Origin of the sequence: Microcoleus sp. N9_A1, from assembly GCF_036701795.1 — a bacterium.
In the GTDB taxonomy this organism is placed as follows: Bacteria; Cyanobacteriota; Cyanobacteriia; order Cyanobacteriales; family Microcoleaceae; genus Microcoleus.
The window spans coordinates 33,837-57,130 of sequence record NZ_JAUBRI010000045.1 but is presented as its reverse complement, the minus strand read 5'-3'; the positions used below and the strand labels follow the sequence as shown (position 1 = coordinate 57,130).

Genomic DNA, 23,294 nt, shown 5'->3' with positions numbered 1-23,294 from the left:
AGTTCTCCCTAACTTTATACATTGTTATCATTCAACCGTTGAAAGTCTGATTGGCGAAAGTCAGGAAAAAGTTGCGGCATAATTTCTCTAAAGTTTTTTTCCTCGACTGACATTGGTACATAGGGGTTAAAATATTCAGGCTGAGCAATAGCTTTATGCCAATACCAAAAACCGCGTGATTTAAGTAACATCTTAAGATAGCCCTCGAAATCTACGCCTAACGAACTCATTTTCTCACCATAAGCATAATAATAGACTTGCGAATTATCTGAGCCATCTAGATAAAGTGCTGCACAAGCTTCTTCAATGAAAAAATCTAAGGGATGTAGGGGTTTACGAGGATCACTGTCATTTAAGTAAATAATATTTTTCCAATCACTAAATACTTCCTTGATAGGCAATAAATTTATGTATCCACCAGCTAAACCTCCGTTCGGAAGTTTTTTATCCTTCTTCCTTTCCCACTGAATTTTAAGACCATTAGCCTGACCATAGAAATCAATCATAGCAGGTGTAACATTAAATTTTGTACAAATTTCACTTATTTCCTCTTCTGTTGCTGGCGGGTTAACTTGACCTATATTAACATTAATATCTGAGTGATTTTTCAGATCGGTTAACATAGAACGAAATTGCTCCATAATACTTTCTGCTTTCATACCGTTGTTTAATTGTTTAATCCAAAAGCGTTTTCATTGTTTAGCATATCACTACTTTAGGTTTTGTTTCGCCTAGCCATTTTTGTGCAGAATTAATTTTTTCAAGGAGGAGTATCGGCAGGGATTGTATGAACCAATGTCTTATCTAAAATCAGCTGATCTTTTTCCCAATCTTTTGGATCTTTTCCTGTTACTTTATTATTCTTTATCTTCATTTGATATCCTTTAAAAGATAGCTTTGTAGCTAGAAATTGTTCTTCTGGTATATGCTTTCTTGTTCCCTGACCACCGTATTCAACATTAACCTTATAACTTATAACCAGTCTCCTGTTAAACACAAAATCTTTGACTATTGCTTCTACCTCATTCTCCATTGTTGGTGTATTGAATGTGCTCACGACGGGGGTTAAATTTTCATAGTCTCCAGGGCCATGTACCCAATGATTAAGTAGATGGCCTCGTGCATAAGTATTTTTCCTTCTCTTGACAGCTTTCCACAAATTTGAGTCATCTAATGGCTGACTACCGCTTGTATTGCCTGGTATAAGACTTAGGGGTTCAGCTAACATTTCTTTTCCATCAGTACTTGTTTGCCGCGTAGGATTTATTGTTTGTGTAATTGTTTTGAATGTGACATTGCTAGGAGGCAAATCGGATGGATTTGTAGTTGGGTAAATCTTATATAATTCTTTTGCCAGATCAGTCATCGCTTGTTCAATTTGCTTTTGTCTATTCTTTTCTTTGGCTTGGTTTTTTTTGTATTTTTTTCTGTTAACTCCACCCTCTATTGTTTTATGTAATGCTCTTATATTGCCTATATTTGATGCATTATTAGCCGAATCCATAAACTTCTTGAATCTTTCAGGGACACTAGCAATCATTAATTCTATAGAATTGCCCTTGTTTTCAAAGTAAAGTGTGTGGGATTCACCGTTATGAACTTTAAACTCCTTCTTAATTTTCGACCATTCGATAGTTTCATCTTTATCGGTTTTTGCTTGTCGATCATCTTTCTTTTGCTTAGGCGTGCGCTCATCCGGTTGACCATATTTGGTCTTCTCATCATTATTTTCTTTAGGCTTATCATTGTTGTCTTTAGTTATATTTTTGCGGGTTTCAGCATTATCTTTATTGTCTTTATTATTATCATTGCGATCGCCAGCCCTATTCTTGGAGTCTTTAGTCCGATCGTTGCGATCGCCAATTTTATCCTCTTGTTTATTACTCCTATCCTTATTTTTCTTACCTTTATCCTTTCCAGACTCAAACTTATCGCCAACCTTATTCGCTACCTTCGCCCCCTTATCAATCACCTTATCAATCGCCTTGTCAATCGGCCCACGCACTTTAGTAATCATCCCTTGAACTTTCTGACTCACCCCACCCAAACCTAAAACACGCGCCAGCAAGTCAATCACCAAAGGTAACGCCTTCACCAAAGAATCCTCTATTTTCTTCGCCGCCTCACCAATAGCACCATTAGCAATAGCAACTATCGAATCCAACACCGCATTCACCAAATCCACAACCTGACTAGCACGTTCCACAAAGAACATCACCAGTTCGTAAATCGCCTGACAAGCCTTGATAAACGCAGAAGCCGGAGTTAGCAGACTGAAAATCCAAGTTATCCCTGCCTTAATCACACTTTCAATAATGTAATTCTTGACAGGTTCCATTACCTTTTGATTCAAATCACCAACCGTATCTTGAACAAACTGCCACAATCCGGCAATTCCTTGATTCTTCAAGACAATAAACATCTCGACACTAGACTCCATCTGGCTAACCTTTTCCTCACCCAAGCGTTTCGTCGCCCGTTCTCGGACATTCTCATAAGTCAGCCCCATTATCTGCGTCACTAAAGTAAAGATGCCTTCGGCATCCAAACTTTCAGGCATTTGAACTCCTGCACTTGCCACCTTACCACTCAGCCATCCAATTAGCCCTTTCGCCAAATGCTGACCGGCGATATTCTGCATAAAGTTCTGGAAGCCTTGTTTAACACCATTTGCCAGATTGCTGAAGAAACCGATTGGGTTGGCGAGGATTTGGGGCAATACGCTAATGGCTCGCGCTAATACCTGAGCCAGCATTTTCCCTAACTCACCAATCGTGTTGACAACACCAGCAACGAAGTCTATTGCCTTTTGCACAAACCCTTTATTTTCCTCCTTCATCTGCTCAATCTGAGCATCGATTTGCTGGAGGTTTTCGTTGTATTTCTGCGCTAGGTTGTCAATTAACTCATGCTGCTTGCTATCAACACTTTGCTCTAACTCATCAAACTTACCTTGAATTTCCTGCACCGCTTCTTGCCCCACTTGCTTCAGCGATGGGTCTAAACCTGCAACATATTTAGTAATTTGCTGCTTACCCTTGGCAATTTCCGATTTCGCTGCATTCAGCGTCTTGGCAACATGGTTAGCAATGTTGTTGATGGTTTTATCCATCCTGCCGAGGAACTTATTCTTAGCTTCCTGGTAGAAAGCGTTTACCTCGAATGGCATACCAAATAGTTTGTCACCAAGCCATTTGACAGGACCTAAAAACCCACTGTATCGCTCATCTTTGTAGCGCTTCATCCGCTGGTCAACATAATTCTCAAACTCGGTCTTAGCAGCCGATGCTCCTTGGTCAAACTGTTGGTTAACCTGTCCATCTAGTTGACTGAGGAAGGTTTCGACTTTCTGTTTGGTATTGTTGTAAATTCCTTGAATGTGGTTAGCGACTTCCGAGCGTTTTTGCTCGTCTTGCCCCTTAGTATCTACCTGAAGTCCGGCAACACCAGTCAACAGTTGCTCCCTGCCACCGTGCATTCCCTGCAATTGAGTTTGTGCCGTTGTCTGCGCTTGAACTTGTGCCTGCGTCAGTATCCCTTGCTCTTGCTGGCGATAGGCGTTTGGTGCTGTATTGGCGTGAATCTGGGCTGTTTTTTTGGATTCTAATGCCGACTGGAATTGCAGTTCGTTCGACTTCGCCAGTTGTTGTTCGGTAATGTCGGCATCTGCCATCTGCTTATCGATAGATTTACTACCCTGTTGCAGGGAAACTTCAGATTCCGACTTAGGCTTAGGCGCGGCTTTATCCGCACCGATATCAGACGGTGCTTTACCTGCCTGTTTCGGGGGTAGTGCGGTGACGGATTTGGGCGGAATGCCGCTAGTATCGGGTTGTTCCTTGGTTTTTTCTTCGATGGGGTTAGCTGCTTGCTTCTTCTCCTCTCCAACTTGGGAGGACAAGTCACCTTTTACCGAGTCGAGTTTATTTTGGTCTTTGAAATTGTCGGCTTCTTCAAGAGTTTGGGGGGTAGCAGCAGAGATTTTTTCCATCAGCGCTGCTTTGAAAGCACCAGCATTGAATTGTCCTGGCTGTTGCTGGTTCATTTCCTGAACCTGCTTGTCCTGGGCTTTGCTTTCTAACTCGTTGGCTGGAGATACTGCGGCTGCTTGCGCTTCGGCTGATTTTTTCCCGGCTGGGGGATGGTTTTTTTCCTGGGCGGCGACACTCTTGGTGCTATTTACTACTGCCTTGAAGCCAGGGTCATTTTGAGCTGATCTGGGTGAATTTCCGCCACCGCCGCCAGCACCCGCCCCAGCAGCACCACCGGATGACGCCCCAGCACCAGCACCACCACCATTTCCGGCCGGTGTCGATGGCGCACCAGCACCACCACCAGGTGCTGGCTTCTCGATAGTATTAGCCAGTTCCGCTTTCTCTGACTTGGCTGCTGGTGAGGCTGCGGGAGTTTGGAGTGCCACCTTAGCTGCTGCTGGCTGTGCTTGGGGATTTTCCTTCCGCTGTATCTTTGGTTCCACAGATGTCAACTGGATAGCATCTGCTTTCGCTTGCAGTTTGTTTTCCTTCTTCTGGTGCTGACTGACAGATTTAGTCGGAACCGCACCTCCCTGCTGGATGATGTGAGTCAACTCATGGGCCGTCAACTCATCCTTACCAGGAGATTTCCCCGCCCCATAGTAAATATCGCTACCATGAGCAAACGCCTGTGCTCCCAACTCCTTATTCATCTGTACGGCATTCGAGTCGGTATGCACCCGTACTGAGCTAAAATCAGCGCCGAAACGCGCCTCCATGAAACTACGTATATCATTGGGTAAAGGACTACCCCCACCCTTAGAACCCGCGAGTCGGCTTTCTACGCTGCCAGAAGCCTGAGAACTCCCATCAGATGCTCGTTTCGCCCCCGACTTCATCTGAACTTCTTCTTCCTTCCTTGACGAGCGCTGCACCACTGGAGTGATGGAATTTACCAGAGGTTGCATTTGGACTGCTTCTGTTTCTTCCCCGGTTTGACGTTGAATTGGCTGCTGGATAGCTGAGTCTGGCATCCTCATGACTTTGGCTGCCATGCTGTCAGCTTCTTGTTCGTATTTATCCCCCGGTGCGCCAACGGTTAGTTTGGTTTGAACTGATTCCTGGTTTTGCTCTTCTTTTTCTTGTGGTTCGCCTTCCCTAGACTTAGCCTGAATTGCCCCCTCGGGCGGCATCTGGAGAGATTCTGTTGATTCTTCTTGTTTCTTCAAGCCAGAGGTTTCAAGACGCTGAATTCCTCCTGGGTAAGTGCTAGAATCTGCCGAACGAGGAGGCGCTTCTATAGGAATATTTCGCCCATTAAACGGAGCACGGGCGATTAAAGGCTTTTGTGCTGGCTCCGAGGTGGATATCGTTGAATTGCTTGATTCCAGTACGCTTTTTTCTGCTGAATCTGCTGAAACCTTTTCGCCACTTACTGCCGCTGGTTCTTCCTGTTGGCTTTGAATTCCACCTGGTAAAGACATCCCATCACTCCGAGAGGGCGCTTCTACACTGATATTTTGCCAATTCAAGCCACGACGAGTTGTTTTTGGTTTAATCCCTCCTAATTCCTTCGATATGTTGGAATTGCTGCCAACAGATTGAGGTATCTCAGAAGTAAACGGGCGTTGGTGAAGTAGGGGCGAACTTGCTTGATTCGCCACAGGTGGCGTCGTCGAGGTTTTCTTTTTGGCTAATACTCGATCGTTCATTGTCTAATTCCTCGCCCCTACTGTTTTTAAGTTCCTTTCACCGGATGAGTCAGAAACAATTCTGACGATATTTTGTCGGTTTTTAACCGTTATATCAACGGGGCTAAACCCGATTGTTGACGTTTAAAATGGCACAACTTTAGTAGGTGTAACTATCGTTACCGAACCAGCACTCAGGGTAATAGCGCTAGCGGTAATAGTAATAGCGCCGCCAGCGGCAATGCTAATTGCAGCGCCCGCCGTCACGCTTACCGCGCCACCGGCATTGATACTAGCGGCACCACCTGCTTTTAAACTCAGCATCCCGCTGGCGGTGGTATCAATTGTAGCAGCTTGGGAACTGATGGATGTGATCGCCTGATTCTCAATTGTAGCAGCTTGGGAACTGATGGATGCGATCGCCTGATTCTCAATCCTACCCCTAGAACTAATACTGACACTGCCACTTCTATCATCCAACCGAATTTTATGACCCCCAGATGTTTTAATTTCTACAAATTTTTGACTGTCATTGATCCGTAATTTATGCCCCTCGGCTGTCTCAATATAAGCTCCTTTCTGACTAAGACCTTTATCCTCCTCCACAAACTGAATTTTATGCCCGACGCGGGTTTGAAACGTCCGCAAGCGCACTTTGCCATTAGCAACATCATTTGCCACAGGATTGGGCGGCGCATCTTTGCCATTCCAAACTCCACCAATTACATAGGGACGATGAATATCGCCCTGTTCAAAAGCCACCAGCACTTCATCATTAATTTCTGGCAAACAGTCAAATCCTCGCTTATTTCCCGCACCTATTGCTACTATTCTAGCCCAATTGCTGGCGTGTTCTTCTGTTAGTGTAGGAAACTTAACTTTAACGCGACCCCAACCTTTCGGATCTTGGTTATCAGTAACAATTCCTACTAAGAAAGTTTGTCCTGGCTGCAAGTGATTTACCGGAGAAAGCGCGGTCAACAGGTTGCCTCCCCGCAATCCCCGCACACTGAATTCTGTAATGTATACTCGCTCGTGATAGGTATGACGAGTTTCGGTAACGTAGTATTCGCCGCTGTGCTGTCCCATGTCTTCTAGTGTGACGATGCGCCCCGGTCGAATATCGGTATTTCCTTCAGCTTTGGCATCGGCAGAGATAAATTGACCTCCTAATTCGTCGCACAAAGCTTGGGCTTTGGTATCGGCTTCTTTGGGATTAAAGCAAGTCCAGTTTAAAATCATTTTGGGTTGAGGAGGCTTGCCCTTAAACTTATTGCTCGTATCACTACCTTTACCGTTTTGTGTTTTAGTAATAACTTGTTCTTGTTTTTTTGTGGATATAATTGCTCTTTTTTCTTTGTAATCCCAGGCTCTTACTTCTACTTCTTTTACTTGCTCTGCACTGGTGACTCGCACGCGGAAGCTGTGGAGGTCTGTTAACCATGTAAGGGTTAACTTTTTACTCTCAGCTTTTGGTTTGCGAAAGTTCAGCTTGCCATTTTGAAGAAATAGTTCAAATCCAATTCTGTCGGCTCGTTGGCGCAAAAATTCCATGTTGGTTTGATTTTCCTGAAAAGCATAGTCATGCGCCACGCCACTAGCATCGATAGTGCCAGCCTTTATGCCAACTTCCTGAATTATTTTCTTCACAATGTCACTGTCGGTCATATTCTGAAAAGAACGGTTGTAACGTCCCCGATGCAAGCGGTGACCGACATCATAACCACGAACAATTACGGGAGCTTGAGATTTTTCGCTGAAGAACGTTTCAATTCCTGTAATTTCGCCTTCTATGACGTAATTTTTCCTGTTTTGATTGTAATTTCTAGATTCTGTTGTGCTGGAGGTAAAGCCAATTTTGACGGGTTTACCAATTTGTAATAAGTTTTGATAGCGCCAACGTTCATCCTGGTTGCGACCGGGAAAATAATCATTTTGAATCACTAGGGTAAACATTCCTGGCAGATGCAGGCTTTCTTCTACAGTTACTTGAACAATATCTTCCATCAAGTTTGGAGGAGCTTGCTTGCCATCTATTTCTAGTGTCGGTAGGGCGCGGTAATTGACTCCGGTCATAATTTTTGGGTGGTTTTATTTGGGTTTATTAGCTTATAAAAAAATGTCGTATCTGTTAACTTTTTGAAGTTCTGCGATTGTTTTTACTGGAGAATTTTCGCTTATCCAAATTATCCTCTTCACGGTCTACTTGAGCCGGAGGTTTAGCACCTAAAGGTCCGTTTTCGTTGGGTTCATCGGCTTCCTTTAAAGTTAGGCTATCGATGACAGCACGGACGGGTGTTCCATCTGGGAGAAACATGGTAAGTTTATAATTCAATTTTTCAATGAAGCAGCGTCGCAGATAAACTTGTTTTCCCCACATAAATTGATAAATTGGTGGGCGTTCTTTTCCTTTGACAAATTCAACAGATTTCCTAAAGTTCTCGATATATTGTTTAACAACATCTCCTCCATTTTCGTAAGTGTCGAACAAAATTTTATTAATGGTAACTTTGTAAGCTTTTACATGAGAAAAACTAACTTTAGGGGTTCCTTTATCTTCGGTACGTGCACCGGGACTTTCGGAGGTTTCTACAACTCCCTCGAAAACTAATTCCGTGGGATTAAACATAAATTCAATCTGTGGCACACCATCATCAGATATTAAAAGGGCTTTAACCAAATTTCCGGATTTACTTGAGGTTGATGTGATGGGTGAACTTGTAACTGAGGCCATAATTTATCCTTGGTAGTAGGTGTCTTATTACTAATACAAGCGAGTGCTGTAGTAGCCGCCCTGACGCTCTCGATTGATTTCTAAACGCTGCCGAACTAGGTAATAAATTTCTCCGGTCAGTTTTTGTAATTTATCATCAAGTGGGGAAAGTTCACCAGTAGGGCCTGCTTGTGGCGATCCTGGAGTCGATCGCTCTGGTGCTGATCTTACTTTAGCAAAAGTTCCGTAGGTTGAGGTAATATTGCTCAGCCAACTCGGATAACCTAATGATTGGTAGCCTTGACGCTCTTGTTCTATTTCTAGCCATTGTCGCATAAGCGTGTAAACTTTTTGAGCCAATTTTTCTAATTCTTCCTCTTCTATGGATCGGTTTTTCCCTGCAGTGTCTGCTGTTATTAGTTGGGAAGTCTCTCCCCTAGTGGTCAATGTGTAATTGTCAGACACATTGGGAGAAGCCAAAGTATAAGAAGGTGAAGATTCTGGTTCAGGTAAGGAGGCAGGCGGAACTTCGTTTTTAATCGGGATACTGTCTGGTGTTGTGGTAGAACTTTCACCCAATAATTCGGATATGTTTGACCATGATGTCGGTGTATCGAATGTATTATTTTTTGCTTCGTTGTTATTGGTGTATTTGTTCTCTAAGTTTGCCAATATCGAATTGTTGGGGTTGTTGAGCAGTTGTGAGAAACCCAATGGTTTGAGAGAATCTATATTAGCTGGTGCATTGTTAGTGTTTTCCCCCATTAATTCAGATATACTTGACCAGGAATTTGGTATATTTTCAACTTTTGCCGAATTGTTGGGAGATTCCGTGTCGATTGTGCGAGAAATATTGGGCATCTCTTCTTCTGATAAATTGGAAATATTGGACGGAGAACTACTAGATAAGAGGGAGGTTTCCTGAGAAATAGTATGTTGCTTATCTGTCTCATGATTTACAAACTTAGAGAGAAATAAGTCTGATTTGGGAGCCAGGAATTTTGAACTTCCCAAAGGTTGGACAAGGTTAAGACTTGGAATTTCTGAGCGGGCCTGGACAAGATTTGTCTGCGAAGAGCTTATGATATCTGAAGATATTTCCGAGCGAGCATTAGGAGATATAAAACTAACATCCTCTCTATTGTCTATAAAATTTTCTAGCGGTGGTGATGTATTTTTTATAGATGATAATGGAAAAGATTTAGCTTGAATTAAATTGGCAGAAATTGGTGCCACCTCCACTTTTCCATCTGTTTTAGCAGTTAAACCTTCTGTTTCTTGAATTGGTATTGGGGAAAGTTTTGATTGGATTAAATTGGAAGAGCTTGCAGCCGCATCTACTTCTTGTCCCGTTTTAGCAGTTAAACTTTCTGTTTCTTGATTTGGTACTGGGGAAGGTTTTGATTGGATTAAGTTGGCAGAATTTGGTTCCGCCTCCGCTTCTCCATCTGTTTTAGGCGTTAAACTTTCTGTTGCTTGTGTTGGTACTGGAGAAGGTTTTGATTGGATTAAGTTGGCAGAATTTGGTTCCGCCTCCACTTCTCCATCTGTTTTAGGCGTTAAACTTTCTGTTTCTTGTGTTGATACTGGGGAAGGTTTTGATTGGATTAAGTTGGAAGAGCTTGCAGCAGCATCTACTTCTCCATCTGTTTTAGGCGTTAAACTTTCTGTTGCTTGTGTTGGTACTGGGGAAGGTTTTGATTGGATTAAGTTGGCAGAATTTGGTTCCGCCTCCACTTCTCCATCTGTTTTAGGCGTTAAACTTTCTGTTGCTTGTGTTGATACTGGGGAAGGTTTTGATTGGATTAAGTTGGAAGAGCTTGCAGCCGCATCTACTTCTTGTCCCGTTTTAGCAGTTAAATTTTCTGTTTCTTGATTTGGTACTGGAGAAGGCTTTGATTGAATTAAGTTGGGAGAATTAGGGGTGGCATCTACTTCTTGTCCCGTTTTAGCAGTTAAACTTTCTGTTTCTTGATTTGGTACTGGGGAAGGTTTTGATTGGATTAAGTTGGCAGAATTTGGTTCCGCCTCCGCTTCTCCATCTGTTTTAGGCGTTAAACTTTCTGTTGCTTGTGTTGGTACTGGAGAAGGTTTTGATTGGATTAAGTTGGAAGAGCTTGCAGCCGCATCTACTTCTTGTCCCGTTTTAGCAGTTAAATTTTCTGTTTCTTGATTTGGTACTGGAGAAGGCTTTGATTGAATTAAGTTGGGAGAATTAGGGGTGGCATCTACTTCTTGTCCCGTTTTAGCGGTTAAACTTTCTGTTTCTTGATTTGGTATTGGGGAAGGTTTTGATTGGATTAAGTTGGCAGAATTTGGTTCCGCCTCCACTTCTCCATCTGTTTTAGGCGTTAAACTTTCTGTTTCTTGAGTTGATACTGGGGAAGGTTTTGATTGGATTAAGTTGGCAGAATTTGGGGTCGCATCTACTTCTTCTTCTGTTTTAGCAGTTAATTTTTTTGGTTGCTCTAGACTTATTTCTGGTTGTGACGCTACAGTTTCTTGAGATGATACTGGAGAAGGTTTGGCTTGCATTAAGTTGGGTAAAGCTGGTGCGATCGCATCCACTTCTCCATCCGCTTTAGCAGTTAAATCTTTGGTTTTTGTTGCCCCTATTTCTGGCTGTAGTGATACAGATTCTTGAGATGGTACTGAAGAAGGTTTAGATTGGATTAAGTTAGGTGAGGTAGGTGCGATCGCATTTACTTCTCCCATATTAGTAGCAGATGAAGAAGGCAAACTTTCTCTGTCTAAACTTAGCTTGCCCGAAAAACTTGTTGGCGCTTGTGGTAAAGGTTTAGCTATAGATTGAGAGCTTAATAGGCTGTTAAAACCTAGAGAATTATCGTTGAATCTGCTGATATGAGGTAAATCTAAGGAATCAGAATTAGAGATATTATTGACTGGGTTCGCCGAAACTATTGGCGATACGTTGTTGAATATATCAACCGTACTCGTTGGCCTCGAATTAGATAAACTCGAAGTTTCTCCAGAAGTATAAACCTTATTTTCATAACTAGATGTACTTTGCCTTTGTGCAAATTGAGGCAAGCTTGATAAACTAGAAATGTCAGAAACAGATGCTTGAACTAAAGTCTTTGAAATTGCCAAAGGTTTAAGTTGAGCGATATTTTCAGTGGCAGCGTTAGCACTATTCAATGCGGCTGCATTTGGAGATAAAGGCTCATTTTTTGAGCGGTAATTTGTAGAAAAATTTCCGCTCAAATCTTGTATATCAGTTATCTCGCCTAGATTTAAGTTAATCTCCGGTCGAGCTCGAATAGGTAATTGATTATCGAAAAACTGAGGAATTCCTCCAGCAAAATTTTCCCCATCTTCCTTTATTGGCGTCCCTGCATCTAATCCCCAGTTTCCAATTTCCCCATCTTTATTTACCTCTCCTAATGGCTGAAGCACAGAATTACTAAATGGCTGCAAGCTTTGTCCTAGGGGATTTAAAGACTGACATAAAAGAGATAGCGATCGCTGGAGTTTAAAGTCATTTCCCAGAGAAGTAGGTTGAATTAAAGAATCTTTCAACCCTAGAGGCTTTAAAGTCATAATCATTGCCTCCCAAGCGGAGTTTTACATTAATTTGCTATAAGAAATAACCAGATGCGTGGCGTCCCGATTGCAGTTTTATCGCCCCTCCTCCTTCTGATTTGGCTATCTTCAATCCCTCATAAGCTAGGGTCAATTCTTCAATCGCCACCGTGTTAGAATTGCCTTGGAGTGCTGGCGCTTTCCAACCAATTGGAATGGCTGCTACTAACGTCCAGCATTGCATGGTTACCCCTGCTTGGTTAAAAAGTAAAATATTTACATTTCGCCGTTCTTTTTTACCATTGCTTAAGGTATTACTTACCCAATCCCAAAAAACAAAATCATCGGTAATACCGCGTTTTAGAGTTACATCTGAAAACTCAGCTTGACCTAAAACAATCCGTTGGTGATCGTTGACACCACCTTCAAAATAAGTTTCTTTTTTGATTGTGACTCCTAATCCCGAACACTCGCTAAACGAAGCCGTAATACTACTTTCCATTTCCACGTAAAAGCGATTAGCAGTTACGTAGTTCAGTGCGTGCGTGTCTTCACCGTTTTTAGACATCAGACCCTCCCTTTATAGTTTCCAGCACGATCGCGAGTATTTCTCAAGTCTTCCAGCATCAATTCATAAACTCTATCACTCAGTTTCCTCATCAACATTGGATCTAAAATAACTTTATCAATTAACTGAGCCATTTTATCTTTTTTCTTTACATTCATATTTTAATTTCTCTTAGGTAAAGTTCGCAATGATACCAGTCCTGCTTCGCTCAGCAAACGTTGCCCCTCATCCGTTTTTAGCAGTTCAGCAAATTTTCTTCCTGCAACCGCTTGCGTTTTATCTTTTTTGGGGTAAACTACTACCAAACGGTAAATTAATGGATAGCTACCAGACTTAAATGCTTCAACATTAGGCCAATAACTTCCTTTATCATTGCATAAATCAATCGTCGGTTCTATGGGTTTTACTTCGTTACCAAGCTGTTGAACTAATGGCTGAACTTCTTCACCCTTTTTTCCTATAGCCAAGGGATAAACAGCACATTGATTAAACACGCGACTGAGTAAACCAAAACCAAATCCCACCGTTTGATTCTGCTCAAAATCTTTGAGTATTTGTCCTAAAATATAACTTTCATTAATTTGTTGTTGATTTATTATTTTTTGCTGCGCCTCTCTAATCAGTTTTTCCGGCAAATTTTTAAATTGTTGAGGTGGATCTCCTTTAAACACTAACTCTTCAAAAAATTTAACAGCCTGGCGATTATCAACTGGCATATAAACCTTGATGTTCTGGCTAATCCCTTCTGGAGGAGACCAGTTGGTCAAAGTTTCTGTTGTGTAAATTTCTCGTAGTTGGTCAAGCGTAATTTTGCCGTTCAAAGCATTCGGAACACTCTGGTATCTTTTGTTATCGCTGAAAGCTACAAATACCACCAATCCATCATAGGCAACTTCCACCTGCTCCATATCATCCGGTAAATCTTTTATAAAAGTAGTAAGGGCAAAGTCTGCTCTCTTAGATCTAATTTCTTCTAGTATGTTTTTGTTTGAAATTTCGAGCGTGTATGTTTTTAATCTCGGCTCGCGAATGGTTAGTTCTTTTACAAAGGTTTTATTGTAAGAAACCAAACTAACTGTGTTAAGAATATAACTCCAAATTCCATCAGCCTCAGTTATGTACGTAACTGTTTCAGTTGGAACTCTATCGATCTGGGCAAGGCAGCAGGGTTCAGACGAATTAGAAATAAGCCGTTCAACTTGAGACAAAGGCTGACGCAATTTTAGCATAAGTTGCAACAACAATCCCACCAGTAAAGCCAATAGAATAAGCGTTAATCCCAGTCGAAATAACGAAGAAGATTTTTGAGTATCTTCTTCCAAACTGTCCGCTTCTGCTGTTACGTCTAGTGACGTTTCAAGCTCTTTTGACAGAGGGGCTAACAACTCTTTTCTTGCTTCAAAAGCAGTTTTAAATGGCTGGTCAATTCCTAATAGACGATGAATAAATTTATTCAGCCTAGCATCTTTAAATTCAGGCCAATGTTGTTCAAACTTGGGGTTAAGCGGTTGAGCGGTATCGGGGTCTACTGTTGTTCCCCATAACAAATAAAAACTTACATATCCCAGATCGATTAAATCTTGTTTGGGTGAGCGCTCGTTAAATTTAGCAGTGAGTGGTTTAAATAAATCTTCCCAGAGGGCTAAATCGGCTACGTAGATAAAAAATTGCGGTTGATCTAGAGCAGATGGCTGACTGCTACTCGCAATTAAAAGGCTATCAAGACTGAGATAACCGTGGGGCAAGCCCTGCTCGATCTCGTGATCAAAAGTTCGCAGTCTGTGACTGTGGAGAAACCAAAGTGTTTGCAATACTTGATCCAAAACTCCGCGCACCTGGTGGGGAGTCATAGCCCCACTTTTTAGCAGATACTCTCTCAAAGTTAGGCTATTGTGAATAGGTTGCTCGAAAATTAAGTAGCAGCGTTTTTCATTGCTAGGTGCGATCGCATCCCAAGGACTAATCAAACGAAAATCCTGTCCTACCCCATTCTTCAAGTTCAAACTCGCTAGCTTTTCAAACTTTTCTTTCCGCTCTTTGGCTTCTTTTTGATTAAAATCCCGGTCGGTTAACAGATATTCTTTAATTAAAATAGGCTTGTTATTTTCAACCTGAATTCCTTGATACAACCGCACTGTTTCCCCATCTTTTAAACATTTTTCAACTCGATACTTACCGCGACGAGCCCCGCGAATTTCTATATCTGTTGGTAAAATGGGTAGAGTTTTTGCACTGGGAGATGTTTTTCTCGCTAACCGATCTGCCGCTGCAATCGTTACCGCATTTGCTATTTCATTTAAACTACTGCTTGCTACTTTTACGTGCGATGTCCTGGCATTAGATTCGTTCAATAACTCTTGTGAGGAGTAGGAGTTAAGCGTCCTGTCTGTTTGTGAGTTTCTTCTTTCCACAGGTATATTAGATTGCTCAACCGAATTTTCCCGCGTTTCAGTCTTTTTCCCCCAGGGTAACTCAACGTTTTCATACTCTTTTTGCGCGTGGCGGGTCGCTATCCGAGATAGGTTTTGAAATGGGTAGCGAATAAAGTTTGTTACCTCCCTAAAATTGCTGCCAACTGAATTTACTAAATCGGCGAGTCTCACAGCACCCCTCCCATATTAGATAGAAATAATACGCAGAATTTTTAATAACAGGACTTACGTACAGGAACATAAAAACCGCGGGGTTTTATTAAATGTAGGGGTCACAACAGAATATTTTCGTTCGTAAAAAACCAGGTTTCTGAGCGAATGTGCGACTTCCTAAATAACTTAAACCCAGCGATAAAATTAATAATGGGTGATTTGTAACTACCAATTGGTAAGCGCTAATTGCTAACTGTTAATTAGAAGGCATTGTAGGTCCTTTTGATTCTACGTCTTCTTCCAACTCGTTAATGCGACGATAAAATTGGTACAAATAATTCAGATCGCAAGCAAAAAGATCTTCAATTACCGTCGGAGTTACTTCTTCTAATGCACCCAATCTAGTAATTACCCTCGATAAAATAATCACCGTAGAATAGGCAGGATTAGACTTAACGCGGGGGTCACGCAATGGCAAAATTTCATCGATCGCTTTGGCTAAACGCATCACACCTTTGCGGTGTAAATTTCCATCTGCATCTAAAAAACCCTTGGGTAAAGTAAATTCAAATTCAATTTGAAACATCTTGAAACATTACGCCTTATTGTTGCCGAGCAAACATTTCTACAGCAATTTCCATTTCTTCAATCTCCGAATCCCCACCAGCCGAACTTAAATCAGAAACAATGTAACTAATAGGCCAAGCTCCTTGAAACTGAAATATTGCCTGTGAGTTATTACTTTGGTCATAAATAGTTAAAGAACCATCTCGACGTTGTTTAGCCCAATTTCCTTCTTGAACTGCTTCAAACCACTTCCACAAAGTTGTGGATTTAGTCATGCCCCGACGTAGAGTTATATTATTAGTTTTAACATTCCCAGGAACCTTTGTGCAAACAACCTGACCCATTTTCGCTGCACCCCAGCGGTTGGGTGTAACCTCGGTAACTTCTATGACATCTTGAGTGCGTTTAAACCCTTTGCAATCCATAAAATAAGCATCAACTGGTTCTTGGCTTCCCTCTAGTTTTAATTCGATATAAAATCGGCAATTTGTGAGGATTTCTGGAAAAGCGTTAATCAGGTTTGCCATTTTACCTCCTGGCTAATTTTAGATTTCCGAGGTCAGATTTCCGATTTAAATTCAAGCACGGGTTAAAGAAACCGGATTTCTGTCGAAGAAAAATAGTTGCACAAGCTAGAAATCTCAGCAAAAAACATGGTTTCTAGCTTGCGCAAACATAAGTCCTGTTCAATCTCAAATGTCGAATCTCAAATTACCTATTGTACTCGTTTGATATCTTCGTGTACTAGGGTTATGGTTTCGTTAGCCACATCAGCCGAGCCAGCTTCCAGTTTAGGCCCTTCATATTTGGTAGGATAAGCATTTTGCAACTCCCAACGGGCTTTCATGTCTCCTCCTTGGTCGTAAACAGTAACCGAAGCGGCTTTCCGATTTGAGGACCATTCCGACTTACCGCCAGCATTTTTGTTGCAATCTTCGTACCATTTGTAAAGGTCTTTGTTAGTAGTAGCAACAACTTTGACGACAACCGGAGTATATTTGACTTGGGTGGGAGCAGCCTGACGCAAGTTCATTGCGTTTTTACTCGATCCCATTACCTTGTCACCCCCGGCGGCTGGGCTTTCAGCACTTAAACCCGAGACTTCCAGAATTTGCTTATCTGTCAAACCGTCAGCTTCAAAATAAAACCTACAACTGACTAATAGTTCATCCGTGTTTCCTGGTGCCATAATTTAACTCCTTTTGATTTAGTAATTGATGATTAGTAATGGGTAATTGGTAATTTTTGTTTCCATTACCATTCCCTCGTTTCACTCGGCCGTTACCTAATTTTATTGTTCATCTTGAGCGTTCCACTGACTGATGCGGAAGATGACAAATTCTGCTGGTCGGACTGGGCAAACTCCAACTTCAATATACAACCGACCTAGAATCATCGTTTCAGGGGGATTGATTTCTTCATCGCACTTGACAAAAAACGCTTGTTCGGGGCTGCTACCAAACAATGCGCCTTCCCGCCACAGTCGTTCGAGGAAATTGCTAACCGTCCGCCGTACTCTTGCCCACAAATCTTGATCGTTTGGCTCAAATACAACCCATTGAGTGCCTAATTCGATGGATTTATTGATATAGCTCATCAAGCGACGGACGCTGATATAACGCCACTCTGTTTTTTCCGGTTCTACTAATGTTCTTGCGCCCCAAATCTTAATGCCTCGATTCGGGAAGGTGCGCAGGCAATTAATCCCTTTGGGGTTCAATAATTCTTGTTCCCGGAAGTTGCAATCGTAAGATAATCCGATGACGCCGCGCGGAGTTTCATTTGCTGGTGCTTTGTAGACTCCTCGCGTTTCATCTGTGCGCGACCATACCCCCATCATGTGACCGGAAGGCGGGATTAAAATCGGTTTTCCAGCATTACGAGGATTGGGGACTTTAATCCACGGATAGTAAAGCGCTGCAAACATGGAACGTCGGTTAAATTCATTATCCAACCAATTAGTTACGTGTTGCGGTTTGATGCAGTCATGGGGAACATCCAAAACCACCATGCGATTGGGCGGATTGGGTGCGGCGTTTTCGCACAGACTTACCATTAAGTCCATCAGTCCGTGCAGTTGGTCGCGATCGATCAAGCCCTGTTTGTGCGCCAGCATTAAATCTGGACAGGCGACGATCGTGATTTCGTCAATCTCGAATAACCCTTGTATCCCGCTACGATCGTCGCGCACCCCTCGCACGTATCCGTACAAGTTTTCCTGCGTCGGTAAAAGAGGGGGAGGGCTGACTTCGTATTGACCGTCTACGGGACGGCGGGTAAGGGGCAGCCCGCGTTGGGTCAAGTCTATGACGCTGACGTACTGGGATGCTTCTTCGAGTTTGGTCACTACATAGTCGCCTACCTCTGGTTGCACGTTCCGATCCATCGTCAGTTGTTCGTGCCTTTCCAGTTCTTGCCCTTCGCGTTTGATGACTACGGTAAAGAATTCAGCGGGGATAGGGGCTGGGATGTTTGGATCTTCGGGATAAGCTCTCGGTTCGCTGGGTAAGATTTCTACGTTGACTGCGCTAGTATCTGTTTCTTCTTCTCCCTGCTTGAGGATAAATTGCAAAGATTCGCGTTTGGCAGAGGTTCTCACCGTCAGTGCGGTGGATTCTGGTCCTGGTTGAGTGGTACTTTCTGCAGGTTTTGGGAGTTCGGTACCGATGCTAACAATCCAACACCTAGCGCCTCCGTTTAAGAACCAACCGTTAACGGAAAAGGGTAAATAGGCACCAAAATCTGTGAATCCATCGGAGTTTTCTTTAGCAAAGTATTCTAAATATTGATTCCAACAGGTGACTAGCATCGGTTTGCCAATTTCGGCACCATTGCGAATCGCTTCGGTAAAGCCAATAAAGCCAGCGATGTTGGTTTGTACGCCTTCTATGGGGCGACTACCTCGGTCAACTTCTTCGACGTATACACCAGGGGCAAAGTAATCAAGTCTCGCCATAGCTTTCTTCCTTAAAGGGAAAAATTTACCAATTACCGCATACCATGCTCACTTACGATATTTCATCTACCAGTTATCCTTGTTACTATTTTTAAACTGGTGACTTGCTCATTCAAATATGATGTAAATTTTCATGAGGTTGAACCACCACTTTTTGTTAATAACTGATCGCTGCTAATGGTTAAGTGAGTCTGATTTTTCGACTCGTATTGTGATCAATCATAGATGCCTTATCTGATTTATACCATTTTTCAGCTAAGCTAAAGTGGCTAATCGAATAATTGACATAGATTATAGTACACTAAACTTTGTTAACAAGACATCTGCATAAATTGTGTTTTTTCTTAATAACTTTCATCAATATTTAAATTACACCTGGATTAACTTTTAGAGAAGATGAGTAACTATCTAGCGATCGCCACCGTCACAGCCACCCTGCAAAGGCTTTTGCAATCGGCGATCCAACTCGATCTACCAGGAGCCAAGGTTACTACGGTGCGCCCTGAAGCAAGTGGGGGTAAAACGCCAGAAGTAGGAGTGAATATTTATCTGTATCAAGCGATACCCAATCCCGCTTGGCGGAATTACGACTTACGCAACCGTCGCCCCAAAGGAGAATTAGTTAAACAGGCCCAAGCGGGATTAGACCTATTCTACATCATGACGTTTTACGGCAATGACATAGAGTTGGAACCCCAACGTTTGCTCGGTAGCGCTGTGCGTACCATTGTTGACAACCCGATATTGACGCCTGAGATGATTCGAGCGACGCTGAATCACTCGAATTTTAGATACTTGGCAGATTCTACCTTGGAACAGCAAGTCGAGCGGGTGACGATTGTTCCCAGCCAGATGAATACGGAGGAACTATCCAAAATTTGGTCAGTGTTTTTCCAAACACCCTATATGCTATCTTTTGCTTGCCAAGGCGGTGCAGTTTTGATTGAAGGCAACAAACAGAGCGCCAGAGCCTTGCCCGTAAAGAGCGTGCAATTTTATACAACGCCCAACCAGCCGATGGTTGAGGAAGCGGTCTCGGAAGCGGGGGCAAATCAACCGATTGTAGCGGGTAGTATATTGATGATGCGTGGTAAGCAGTTGCAGGCCGATCGAGTACAGGTGAGAATCGGCGAGACGAGGGTAACGCCGCAAGAGGTGAGCGAAAAAGAGCTGCGGTTGAATTTATCCTTGCTACCAGAAGAAGAAAAGCAAAGTTTGCGGGCGGGGGTACAGCAGTTGTGCGTGTTGCATCCGATCGTGAAGATCAGGCCCATTGAGCCCGATCGGGCAATAGCCTCGAATGTACTTCCTTTTGTCTTGTGTCCGCAGATTGTAGGAAAGCCAGAACTATTGGATTTATGGGGAAACGAGGAGGATCTGTATGGGGCAGAATTCCAGGTGCAAGTTGATTTAACCATTGGTAGGGACCAGCGGGTGCTATTGTTTTTGAACGAGCGATCGAATAACAATCCGGTGGGTTACATTTTTACAGCCAAACCCCGTGATGAGCTTATCGACACGGTGGTGTTTCCGATTTTGGATGTGAAGGGAGGAGAATATTTGGTACGCGTGCAGATCGATGGTGCCGAGAGTCCTCTCGAAGTAGATGCGGATAGTGGGTATGTCGGTCCCTGCGTCGTAATTGGGTAAACTACCCACCGCCAAGCTGAGTACAGTAAGGTAACGCAGTAACAGCTCGCCGCAGGCGTGCGCTCGACGTATTTACGTCATCCTAGGTGTTCGCGATCGGCAATTAATCTTGTTTATTCTCTCGCGCGGCTGAAAAAAGTCCAATTGAGCGATCCTCTTTGAGGGTTCCGCTAACGTCGTCAACCTTCTTTCAGGTGTTTGGGAGCCTTTTTCACCACGTCAGACAAGGCTGGTCGTGCGTACCTTACCACTACAGATAGTGTAAAAAATGATTTCTTGCGTAAGTCCTGACTAATGTTTTGGCACAATAAGTAAGGAAAACTCTTAAATGAACATTAAACAAAGCAGTCAATGGCAGAATGCCAATATTAAATACCTGATGGCATCGGTAGCAGTAATCGAGCAAATATTATCAAGTTATATTACTGAACCGGAAAATTGCCTATCCTCATTAAAAGTAGAACAAGCTAGATTGGAATTGATGGCAGTGGCGTCAGCAATGCCTTTTCCATCAGCATTACAAGAACTAGGAAGTGCATTCAATTTATCGGATTTTGAGCGAGATGTACTGCTGTTATGTGCGGGCATGGAATTACAGCAAAACTTTGATTTTTTGTGCGCCGATGCTCAGGGAGATGGGCAGCTAAGTTATCCTACGTTTAATCTGGCAATGTCAGCTTTGGCTGCACCCCATTGGAATGCTATTTCTCCAGATCATCCGTTACGTCGCTGGCAGTTAATTGAAGTTGTGCGCGGTAAAACTATAACCCATAGTGCGTTGAGAATTAACGAGCGAATTTTGCACTATTTAATGGGAGTAGATTGTTTAGATGAAGCGTTTAAAGGTATTATCGAGCCAGTATCTCTTAGTGGAGAAATGGTGCGATCGCGCCGCCTGCCGTTAAGCGGTTCGCACTCGACAATAGCATCTCAAATAGCAGCACTTTGGTCAAAAAACTGGGTACAGCAGCAAAGTGATTTTTCTCTTGACTCACTACCAATTACAGATTACCCATTACCCATAGTACAATTATGCGGGGATGAAGTAGAATCTAAATTGGCGATCGCATCCACTGCCTGTGAAATCTTAAGAATTAAATTAGCCGTAATATCTACCAGAGTAATTCCGACAGTTACTGCCGAATTGAATAACTTGATTTTACTGTGGTATAGAGAAGCGAAGTTGATGCGCTCGGTTTTGTTATTAGACTGCGATGAAATGGATTCCGAAGATGGAGCAAAAGAGAACGCTATTGCTCAACTAATTGTTAATATCACCAGCCCCATAATTATAATGACGCGGGATCGCCGTAAAAGTACAAGGCGTCCTTTCATCACTTTTGATATCCATCCACCCACAAAACAAGAACAACGACAAATCTGGCAAAACGCTTTAGGAGAATTTGTACCTGTTCTCAACGGACAAGTAGAAGTATTAGTCGAGCAATTCAACCTTAACGCCCCCACAATTTATGCTGTTTGTGAAGAAATGATTAGTCAAAATCCCGAAAAAATTGAGGCTGGTTTTACAGATAATCTTCCTTCCCAACAAACAAGTAGAATCAATCCGCCCGCTACAATCCCAAATCAATTATGGGATATCTGTCGCGCTCAATCTCGTCCCCGGTTAGATGACTTAGCTCAACGTATCTTACCTGCCGCGACTTGGGATGATTTAGTATTACCAGAAGCAGAACGCCAAACCTTGCGAGAAATTGCCGCTCATGTCAGGCAACGCACCAAAGTTTACAAAGAATGGGGATTTGCAGGTAAAGGAGATCGAGGTTTAGGAATTAGCGCTTTATTTGCGGGAACCTCTGGGACTGGAAAAACTATGTCATCAGAGGTATTAGCTGGGGAATTGCAACTCGATCTTTACCGGATTGATTTAAGTTCTGTAGTCAGCAAATATATCGGCGAAACTGAGAAAAACTTGCGCCGGGTTTTCGATGCTGCTGAAAGTGGAGCAACAATTTTGTTATTTGATGAAGCCGATGCGATTTTTGGCAAACGTTCTGATGTCAAAGATAGCCACGATCGGTATGCCAATATGGAAGTTAGCTATCTGCTGCAACGCATGGAATCTTACCAAGGTTTAGCGATTTTGACAACGAATTTAAAAGATTCTTTGGATACAGCTTTTCTACGCCGGATTCGATTTGTGGTGAAGTATAGTTTCCCAGATGCCAAAGATAGGGCTGAAATTTGGCGGCGAATTTTTCCCAAAAATACGCCTACAGAGGGATTGGATTGTGTCAAATTAGGGCGGCTAAACGTAGCAGGCGGAAATATTCGTAATATTGCCTTGAATGCAGCTTTTATGGCAGCCGATGCAGGGGAGGCAGTGCAGATGAAACACTTGCTGATTGCGGCTCGGACTGAGTATGTAAAGTTGGAGAGAACGCTAACCGACGCGGAAATTAAAGGCTGGGTATAACTCAGATATTGCACCATTGTCAGCAAGCCTTTCATGGGCGGGTTCTCCGGCCCAACCCCTACTCGCGTCAAGTTAAGATTTATTTTATGTTACTTTCTAGTGGAAGCAGTTATGCCAAACTAAGGTACATTGCCCAGATTTAGACTAGGAGAAGAGGTGACCTATGAGCAAGCAATGGGCGCAGAAAAAATCTGGATCGAATTCTTCCTTGCCGGTGCAAAAAAGTTCATCCTCGCAGCGACCTTTCACCGCTCCAGTTTACGATGCGCCAGCGCCAAAGCAAACGCCTTCAGTGCAGGCAAAACGTCGTAACGTTGACTGGAATCGGGTAACTGTAGAAGCCCAGAGTCCAGCAGGAGTGCAGGCGAAGCTTTCTGTCGGCGCACCTGGAGACAAGTACGAGCAGGAAGCTGACGCGATGGCAAATAAAGTCATGACGATGCCTGCGCCGGAAAATGAAAAACCCCTTCAACGGGAAATGGCACCAGAGGAAAAAGAAGAGGAAGTGCAAACTAAACCTCTGGCAAATAGCATTCAACGGGAAATGGCACCAGAGGAAAAAGAAGAGGAAGTGCAAACTAAACCTCTGGCAAATAGCATTCAACGGGAA

At 42.9% G+C, this 23,294-nt stretch carries 14 protein-coding genes and 1 pseudogene; 3 read left to right on the top strand and 12 right to left on the bottom strand.

Annotation, left to right across the window (positions count from 1 at the left end; translation table 11 throughout):
• Positions 1-14 precede the first annotated feature (14 nt).
• From QUA58_RS20145 to QUA58_RS20090, 12 genes are all read right to left on the bottom strand, one after another.
• The gene (locus tag QUA58_RS20145) at positions 15-659 is read right to left on the bottom strand and encodes a hypothetical protein (protein ID WP_333395537.1); all 645 of its coding nucleotides are present in this window, start codon (positions 657-659) and stop codon (positions 15-17) included.
• A 101-nt stretch (positions 660-760) separates the two neighbouring features.
• A complete protein-coding gene (locus QUA58_RS20140; RefSeq protein ID WP_333395534.1) occupies positions 761-5,029 on the bottom strand; it encodes an eCIS core domain-containing protein in 4,269 nt (1,422 codons plus the stop codon).
• Positions 5,030-5,809: 780 nt separating this feature from the next.
• The gene (locus tag QUA58_RS20135; protein WP_333395533.1) at positions 5,810-7,741 is read right to left on the bottom strand and encodes a VgrG-related protein; all 1,932 of its coding nucleotides are present in this window, start codon (positions 7,739-7,741) and stop codon (positions 5,810-5,812) included.
• 55 nt (positions 7,742-7,796) lie between these two features.
• Positions 7,797-8,399, bottom strand: a complete 603-nt coding sequence (locus QUA58_RS20130; protein ID WP_333395531.1) for a CIS tube protein — start codon at positions 8,397-8,399, stop codon at positions 7,797-7,799.
• A 30-nt stretch (positions 8,400-8,429) separates the two neighbouring features.
• Positions 8,430-11,939, bottom strand: a complete 3,510-nt coding sequence (locus tag QUA58_RS20125) for a hypothetical protein (protein WP_333395530.1) — start codon at positions 11,937-11,939, stop codon at positions 8,430-8,432.
• A gap of 37 nt (positions 11,940-11,976) precedes the next feature.
• Positions 11,977-12,489: a phage tail protein gene (locus QUA58_RS20120; protein ID WP_333395528.1), complete on the bottom strand. Its 513-nt coding sequence runs from the start codon at positions 12,487-12,489 to the stop codon at positions 11,977-11,979.
• Entirely contained in the window at positions 12,489-12,647 is a 159-nt protein-coding gene (locus QUA58_RS20115; RefSeq protein WP_333395527.1) for a hypothetical protein, read from the bottom strand. The genes QUA58_RS20120 and QUA58_RS20115 overlap by 1 nt, the downstream gene beginning before the upstream one ends.
• 3 nt (positions 12,648-12,650) lie before the next feature.
• Positions 12,651-15,092: a substrate-binding domain-containing protein gene (locus tag QUA58_RS20110; protein ID WP_333395525.1), complete on the bottom strand. Its 2,442-nt coding sequence runs from the start codon at positions 15,090-15,092 to the stop codon at positions 12,651-12,653.
• A 238-nt stretch (positions 15,093-15,330) separates the two neighbouring features.
• Entirely contained in the window at positions 15,331-15,660 is a 330-nt protein-coding gene (locus tag QUA58_RS20105) for a hypothetical protein (protein ID WP_333395523.1), read from the bottom strand.
• Positions 15,661-15,676: 16 nt separating this feature from the next.
• Positions 15,677-16,168 carry a phage tail protein gene (locus tag QUA58_RS20100; RefSeq protein WP_333395522.1) on the bottom strand — a complete coding sequence of 164 codons (492 nt, stop codon included), beginning with the start codon at positions 16,166-16,168 and terminating at the stop codon, positions 15,677-15,679.
• Between the two features lie 188 nt (positions 16,169-16,356).
• Positions 16,357-16,830: a phage tail protein gene (locus QUA58_RS20095; protein WP_333395520.1), complete on the bottom strand. Its 474-nt coding sequence runs from the start codon at positions 16,828-16,830 to the stop codon at positions 16,357-16,359.
• Positions 16,831-16,932: 102 nt separating this feature from the next.
• Positions 16,933-18,597, bottom strand: coding sequence for a phage tail sheath C-terminal domain-containing protein (locus QUA58_RS20090; RefSeq protein WP_333395519.1), 1,665 nt, complete (start codon positions 18,595-18,597; stop codon positions 16,933-16,935).
• A 396-nt stretch (positions 18,598-18,993) separates the two neighbouring features.
• Here QUA58_RS20090 and QUA58_RS20085 point away from each other — a divergent pair, with 396 nt between their 5' ends.
• The 3 genes and pseudogenes from QUA58_RS20085 to QUA58_RS20075 form a co-directional block, all read left to right on the top strand.
• Positions 18,994-20,247, top strand: a complete 1,254-nt coding sequence (locus tag QUA58_RS20085; RefSeq protein ID WP_333395517.1) for a DUF4255 domain-containing protein — start codon at positions 18,994-18,996, stop codon at positions 20,245-20,247.
• Positions 20,248-20,575: 328 nt separating this feature from the next.
• On the top strand, positions 20,576-22,684 hold the full coding sequence (locus QUA58_RS20080) for an AAA family ATPase (RefSeq protein ID WP_333395515.1): 2,109 nt from the start codon (positions 20,576-20,578) through the stop codon (positions 22,682-22,684).
• Between the two features lie 163 nt (positions 22,685-22,847).
• A pseudogene (locus tag QUA58_RS20075) lies at positions 22,848-23,294 on the top strand (hypothetical protein); the annotation flags it as partial.

What these genes read in the sequence shown, in the direction of transcription:
- QUA58_RS20105 (WP_333395523.1), bottom strand. Translation starts at nt 15,660, where the DNA reads ATGTTTCAAATTGAATTTGAATTTACTTTACCCAAGGGTTTTTTAGAT.
- QUA58_RS20140 (WP_333395534.1), bottom strand. Translation starts at nt 5,029, where the DNA reads ATGGCAGCCAAAGTCATGAGGATGCCAGACTCAGCTATCCAGCAGCCA.
- QUA58_RS20120 (WP_333395528.1), bottom strand. Translation starts at nt 12,489, where the DNA reads ATGTCTAAAAACGGTGAAGACACGCACGCACTGAACTACGTAACTGCT.
- QUA58_RS20100 (WP_333395522.1), bottom strand. Translation starts at nt 16,168, where the DNA reads ATGGCAAACCTGATTAACGCTTTTCCAGAAATCCTCACAAATTGCCGA.
- QUA58_RS20145 (WP_333395537.1), bottom strand. Translation starts at nt 659, where the DNA reads ATGAAAGCAGAAAGTATTATGGAGCAATTTCGTTCTATGTTAACCGAT.
- QUA58_RS20090 (WP_333395519.1), bottom strand. Translation starts at nt 18,597, where the DNA reads ATGGCGAGACTTGATTACTTTGCCCCTGGTGTATACGTCGAAGAAGTT.
- QUA58_RS20130 (WP_333395531.1), bottom strand. Translation starts at nt 8,399, where the DNA reads ATGGCCTCAGTTACAAGTTCACCCATCACATCAACCTCAAGTAAATCC.
- QUA58_RS20115 (WP_333395527.1), bottom strand. Translation starts at nt 12,647, where the DNA reads ATGAATGTAAAGAAAAAAGATAAAATGGCTCAGTTAATTGATAAAGTT.
- QUA58_RS20095 (WP_333395520.1), bottom strand. Translation starts at nt 16,830, where the DNA reads ATGGCACCAGGAAACACGGATGAACTATTAGTCAGTTGTAGGTTTTAT.
- QUA58_RS20125 (WP_333395530.1), bottom strand. Translation starts at nt 11,939, where the DNA reads ATGACTTTAAAGCCTCTAGGGTTGAAAGATTCTTTAATTCAACCTACT.
- QUA58_RS20135 (WP_333395533.1), bottom strand. Translation starts at nt 7,741, where the DNA reads ATGACCGGAGTCAATTACCGCGCCCTACCGACACTAGAAATAGATGGC.
- QUA58_RS20080 (WP_333395515.1), top strand. Translation starts at nt 20,576, where the DNA reads ATGAACATTAAACAAAGCAGTCAATGGCAGAATGCCAATATTAAATAC.
- QUA58_RS20085 (WP_333395517.1), top strand. Translation starts at nt 18,994, where the DNA reads ATGAGTAACTATCTAGCGATCGCCACCGTCACAGCCACCCTGCAAAGG.